This is a genomic window from Phocaeicola abscessus CCUG 55929 (genome assembly GCF_000312445.1).
GTDB classification, from domain to species: Bacteria; Bacteroidota; Bacteroidia; order Bacteroidales; family Bacteroidaceae; genus Phocaeicola; species Phocaeicola abscessus.
Window position 1 is genome coordinate 363,141 of the sequence record NZ_HE997182.1, and the last position, 6,731, is coordinate 369,871.

General features: G+C 35.4%; 4 protein-coding genes. All 4 read left to right on the top strand.

Translation table 11 applies throughout. The features are described from left to right. Window positions 1–326, top strand: a 326-nt coding sequence (locus tag BN102_RS01535) for a transposase (protein WP_019207293.1), incomplete at its 5' end; no start/stop codon positions are given. Window positions 327–1,206: 880 nt separating this feature from the next. Next, window positions 1,207–4,257: a SusC/RagA family TonB-linked outer membrane protein gene (locus tag BN102_RS01540; RefSeq protein WP_019207294.1), complete on the top strand. Its 3,051-nt coding sequence runs from the start codon at window positions 1,207–1,209 to the stop codon at window positions 4,255–4,257. Between the two features lie 18 nt (window positions 4,258–4,275). Next, window positions 4,276–5,808, top strand: coding sequence for a hypothetical protein (locus BN102_RS01545; protein ID WP_019207295.1), 1,533 nt, complete (start codon window positions 4,276–4,278; stop codon window positions 5,806–5,808). Window positions 5,809–5,834: 26 nt separating this feature from the next. After that, window positions 5,835–6,197: a hypothetical protein gene (locus BN102_RS01550; RefSeq protein ID WP_156810912.1), complete on the top strand. Its 363-nt coding sequence runs from the start codon at window positions 5,835–5,837 to the stop codon at window positions 6,195–6,197. Window positions 6,198–6,731 lie beyond the last annotated feature (534 nt).

Sequence of the window (6,731 nt, forward strand, 5' to 3'; positions counted from 1 at the left end):
CTTCACTTGAAATCGCCGAACTATATAAAAACCGTTGGCAGGTTGAGCTGTTCTTCAAATGGCTAAAGCAGCATCTCAGAATTAAGAAGTTTTGGGGTACTACTGAAAATGCTGTACGAATCCAAATTTGTACTGCCATTATCAGCTATTGTCTTGTTGCTATAGTTCAACATGACATTAAACTGGAATGGTCAACATATGAAGTTCTACAAATCCTAAGTATTTCTCTTGCGGACAAAACATGCCTTAAAGAGTTGTTTGAGAAGACTAATTTCAACGATGTCAAAGAACTCAATTCTTCCCTTTTTCCGGGATTGTTTGATTAATATTAATTTGTCCCGATTTTAACGGGACACTAATGAAAAAGGATATATATATGAGGAATCTTAAGAATATATTCCTTGTATAAATGCAGACAGGGCTATCTAGTTTTAAATATTTGTCATAGTTTATGTATGATACTTGTCTTATCATGCCTGTTTATGAATTTGTGTGGTGAATGGTGAATATGGGGAAAAGAGTAGATTCGTGTTTAATAATTTAAAATGCTTGATAATAAGTATATATAGAGATTCATATGATAAAATCTTACGCTTTTTTGATACGAAAACGCCATTAAATTGTACTTCGTTAGCTACTTTCGTGATATAAAAAATAAAATACTATGTTTGTTGATAAGGCATTATTATGTAAAATAAATATTAATATAGATTAAAACGCTATAAGGCTTATTTGTTACATATTCTAAACTTGTGTAATTCTGGACAATAAGAATCTACATATTTTAATCCGAATTTATGGAATCTAAATCGTTCTTTGACAATACGGCATTTCCTCATTCCAGTTTGTGTTATAGACTACCTAATACTTAAGGAATCTAGTGATAGGGGGTCTTATCACTTATAGTCTTGTCTTTACTATGACTTTTATATGTTCCCACTGTCTGCATTTTCAGATTAATGGTGCAAAATAGATCATATATAAGATACGCATTGATAGTACTTTTTTTAGATTCTTAGTAAGCATTAAATTCAGAAGGAGTAAATTCTATCGTTGCGAGTACTTAATTATGGCTGTAGTGAATATTGTCGTAATACATCATTTGAACTTTTTAGGGCACATAGACAAGTCAAAGAGTTCTTTAACTAATTATTAGATATAAACTATAGAGAATTTAATTTTATTTTTAAACTTAATGATTTATTTATGCTAAAGAAAAGTATGTTGGTTGGAGGAGCATATTTGTTATCAACAATGGGATTTTTATCTTTTGCTCCTACCGTTTTTGCAAGTTCTGCTTCTTTTGCAGTAGAGAGAATACAACAGCAGGTGTCTGTGTCGGGAATTGTTAAAGACAGCAATGGAGAGTCTTTGCCTGGAGTAAATGTTGTTGTAAAAGGAACATCAAACGGTGTGATTACAGATCTTGATGGTAGATTTCAACTTAATGCTCCACATGATGCAATACTTGTTGTAACTTATATAGGTTATGTAAAACAAGAAGTAAAAGTGAAAGGTGGTGAATTGAAGATCAATATGGTCGAGGATTCACAGAATTTGAGTGAGGTTATAGTTACAGGTGTGGCTGCTGGAACCCCTAAACAAAAATTGGGTTTCTCAATTGAGAAGGTTTCTGCTGATAAATTATTGAAGGTTCCGGCGACTGATGCTGCATCTGCTCTGCAGGGTAAAGTGGCAGGCTTGAGAATTACTAAAACTAGTGGTGCTCCTGGTTCAGAATCTGATATTCAGCTTCGAGGTGTAAAAACAATTTTTGGTTCGTCAAATCCATTGTTTATTGTTGATGGTGTTTTGACTGAAAATGGCTTGGCGGATATAAATGCAGAAGATATTGAATCTATCGAGGTCTTGAAAGGTGCTGCTGCCTCTTCTCTTTATGGTTCACGTGCTGCTAATGGTGTTGTAAGTATCATGACTAAACGTGGTACAAGTATGGGAGCTGGTAAAGTTCAGGTTGATTTTCGTACAGAGTATGGTAAAAACTTTTTAGGATTTGTTCCTGAGCAAAGTAAGTCAACGAATCATCTGATTCAGGATGGTAATGTTGTTTATGGTGTGACTGACCCTGATAAAGTGTATGATAATCCGTATCCAGTCGTATATGATCACATTGATCAGTTTTTTAATCCAGGAAATTATTTTACTACACACTTGGCTGTAAAAGGTACGACCCAGAATAATAAGATGAGTATATATACCTCGATTCAAACGACCGATGAGGGTGGTGTGGTTTCCATTGTTGATGGGGCTAAACGTGCCAATATTCGTTTGAATGTGGACTATAGAATACTCGATAATCTGGTTTTCACCACGTCAAATTTATATTCCCGTATTAAGACGGATAATCGTGCTAATGCTGCATTTGGTAGTTTGTATCGTTCTGATCCTGCTGCAGACTTGTTGGCTTCTAATACGGACGGAACACCTTATTTAGTAAATGTAAACAAACTGAATCAGATTGTCAATCCTTTGTATAATATGTTAAATTCGAAGGATGAGTCAGTTTCTGAAAAATTACTGTCTTATTTTTCTTTGAAATATGATCCAACTGACTATTTGACTTTTTCAGCTTCTTATGGAACAACTCGTACAACAGGTGAAAGTCTGTATCTTGCTCCTAAAGGACGTTTGAGATATGACTTGACTACTGATCCAGGTTATATTTCAAGAAGTATGTGGAAAAACACAGAACAGACCGTAACTTTTGATGCTTCTTTTTACAAGAGATTTGGTGATTTTAATACGCGTTTCAAGATTCAATACCTGTATGAGTCATCTTACTCCTCTTCTTTGAGTGGAGGTGGTAGTGCATTGGGCATGGGAGGTATGGATATAACTTCTGTGAATCTTTCTTCTGAACAGTTTACTAATTCCGCTATTTATAAGAGTATTGCTAATAATATTGCGGGTATGTTTGTTATGGACTATAAAGACAAATATATATTGGATGCATTAGTACGTAGAGATGCTTCTTCTCTGTTTGGTGCAGATGTTAGATGGCAGACATTCTACCGTGTAGCTGGTGCATGGCGAATTACTCAGGACTTTAAGATTCCAGGTATTAATGAATGGAAGTTGAGAGCCTCGTATGGTGTAGCAGGTCTTCGTCCTCCATATGAAGCACAGTATGAAGTTTTTGCACTTCAAAATGGTGTACCGGGAAATATGGAAACTTTAGGAAATAGTAATCTGAAACCGTCATTCTCAAAAGAAACGGAAATAGGTACTGATATTCGTTTCTTAGATCGTTTTAATTTCAGCGTTAATTATTCAATTGCAAACAATACTGACCAGATCTTGAAAGTGCCAGTAACTCCTTTGAGTGGCGCTGCTTATCAATGGCAAAATGCAGGAACTATACAAACTAAAGTTTGGGAGGCTACATTAAGTGCTGATGTATTGAATTCAAAAGACTGGGGATTGAACTTTGGTTTGACTTTTGATAAAGTGAAACAGAAAATCACTAAACTGAACTGTACTCCTTATATGTTGGATGGTACTCGTTTCCGTATTGAAGAAGGTGTTGATTTTGGTGTTCTTTATTTGGATAAGTTTGCTCGTTCATTGGATGAAGTTGCCAATCAAGTACCTGAAGGACGTACTGTTGATGAGGTTTTTGCAATAAATAACCAGGGCTTTGTCGTAGAGAGAAGTAAAATTGGTACTGTTGACGAAACTCCAGTTAAAGTAAAGGATGATAAAGGTAACATAGTAGCTTTGCCGACAAAGAGTATGACCCCTAACTTTAATATGAACTTGAATACAACTTTAACTTATAAAGGATTTACATTCTATATGTTGTGGGGATATCAGAATGGAGGTACTGTTTATAACCATGCAGTGCGATATATTACTGAACCTAAGTTATTTGACCAGGCAGGTAAGCCATGGAATGAAGTTAAGGCAGCTCCTTACTATAGTAATGGTGGTCAGTCCATTGGTTTGCTAGGATGGGATAATGATGTATTGTTATATGATGCTGATTTTTTGAAACTTCGTGAGGTCTCTTTGAGCTATGATTTCAAAATTAAGGCTTTGCAGCCGTTCGTGAAAAATATGAAAGTAAGTTTGATCGGACGTAATTTGTTGACATTTACCAAGTATCCGGGATACGATCCTGAAGGTGTTAAAGCCGATAAGAGCAAGGGTGTTGACTCAAATGCTTTCCGTCTTGAATCTAACGAACAATATCCTTTGTATCGAACGATTACTGGCTCTATTGCATTTACATTCTAATTCTGAAAAACTAAAGATATGAAAAAGATATTTACTTTTATTTTTGCAGCACTTTTCATGCTGTCGTCATGTGATGATTTGTTTGAAAGTCTAAATGTACCAAACGAAAACCAACCTAATATTGAAAATCTGGCAACTCCAACGGAGTTTTATTCTCTGTTGAAGAACGGCTATAATACATGGTATAATGGTTCTATTGCGGCCAGTCCTACAATGGCTTTTGCTTGTGCAGAATTGTTTCAGTCTGCAACAAATAGCTGGGGCTCTGGTCAAGTTTGGTTTCGTCCGCGTCGTACTTTATTCAATGATGATGCACCAGACCCGGTGATCATTATAAACTTTGGAGCATGGTATAATTATTATGGTAGCGTGGGTATGGCAGTTAAGATGGCAAAAATGTTTGAAGATCCTAACTTTAAGATTGCTACAGGTGGTGTTGATTACACCAATCGTGCAAAGGCTCATGCTTATCTGATAGAGGCGCTTTTGTATGGTAATATTGCATTACTTTATGATAAGGCATATCTGTTTACAGAAGAGCATGATGATGCTTTGACATTTGATTTTGTTGGCAATACGAAGGGCTATAATGATGTGATGGATTATGCCATTGAAAAGATTGATCAGGCTATTGATATTATTGAGGCTGATGAAATTGATGAAGATCCTAGTCAGGTGATAGCTGGAGTGACTTTCAATAAGAGTCTGTTATTGCAATTTGCTAATTCCATGGCAGCCCGTTTCCTTGTATCCAATCCAAGAACTCAGGAAGAAAATGCGCAGGTTGATTGGAATAAGGTAAAAGCTTATGCAGAGAATGGATTGCAGGAGGACTTTAAAGTTGCTTATGATGATGGTTGGAGAGGTAAGGTGATGACTAGAGATGTTGGTATGAATTACTTTGCCCTGTTTAATTATGATTGGCAACGAATTAGCTACTGGTTGCTTAATAAAATGGCTCCTAATGATCCAGCTGCTGTTTATCCGATTCCAGTAGTAGAAGGTAGTGACAGTTATAAAGACTGGCCTGAGATTACCAATTGTCCGGATGCGCGTTTGAATAAATATTTTAAATATACTTCTATGCGTGATGGATGGTTCGGAGCAAATCGTATATATAGATCTGGTTATGGAACTTACATTCTCTCACAATATCGTTATTGGAGATATTATGACGTCGTAAATTTGAACCAAGGTTTTATAGATCATTTCCTTAAAATGGAGAATGATACTTATTTGGCAGAGGCTTTAATTCGTACTCAAGGTAGCAAAGCGGAGATTGCTCGTCTGATTAATAATTCTAGAGTTAATTTAGGTGAACTTTCTCCTTTGACTGGTAATGAATCATACGAAGAACTGGAGGAGGCTTTATTCTATGAACGCTATGTCGAATGCGACTTGGTGTGGCCGCAGTTAGGATTCTTTGACCGCAGAAGAAATAACGATCAAATGATTGAAGGAACAGTTCGCCACTTCCCAATTCCTGGCCCAGAATTGAAGCTGCATGATCAATCTCTGTATACATTTGGTGGTGTTGGTAATGAAATGTAATCTAATTTTATAATATGTATAGTGATATGAAAAAATATATATTCCTATTTTTAGTAAGTTTGTTTATGGTATCTTGTAATAGGGACATGGAATTTGAAACCATTTCTATTACAGAACCGGCATTAGAAGTAATAGTTGAGGGTGTTCCTGTAGATAATACATATCCTAAAGTAGAGGGGGCTACAGTACAGTTATTCAAAGAAGATGGTAGCTTCTTGGTAGAGGCTACAACTGATAATTCTGGCCGTGTTTTGTTTACTAAAGAACAATTAAAAGAAAAGGGAATCTTTGTTGTGAAAGCAATGAAAGGAGCTCAAAGCGGTGAAGAAAAAACTCCTTATCTGCTCTTAAACGATGGAGTTACTTTGCTGATAATAACAATTGAATAATAATCCCGATTTAAATACATGAATTTGTTGAAATAATTTATACTAGTATCCTGCTTGTAAATGATGGGATACTAGTATATTTTATATGAGACTTTAAAGTAAGTACATAATGCAACTCTATTGTATTCTTTTGTGTATATTATGTTTTAGTTCAGAAAAAAAAATTTTCTGAAATGAGATATGGTTCTATATCTGTACTGGATGTGTCAGGATATAAGATACTTAAGACTGATTTTATATATTTATACGGTAATCTATTATGGAGATGTTTGTCTTATTTACGTGTGAATGAAGCGTGGGTGAATGACCATCACGTGCCGTTAGGAGCATACGCCTTATCAAAAGAATTTCACTAAATGGTATTAAGGGTCTTTGAAGGCTAATATGCTAGCATACTATAAAGTACATTAGATTGGTGATGTGAGACTTACACAAAAACTGTTTAATACTTTATTTCACTACTGTCCCGTTAAAATTGGGAATTGGTCTTTGAAATAATTGAAATATAGTCTTTTACAAGCGTTTTTATGGTGT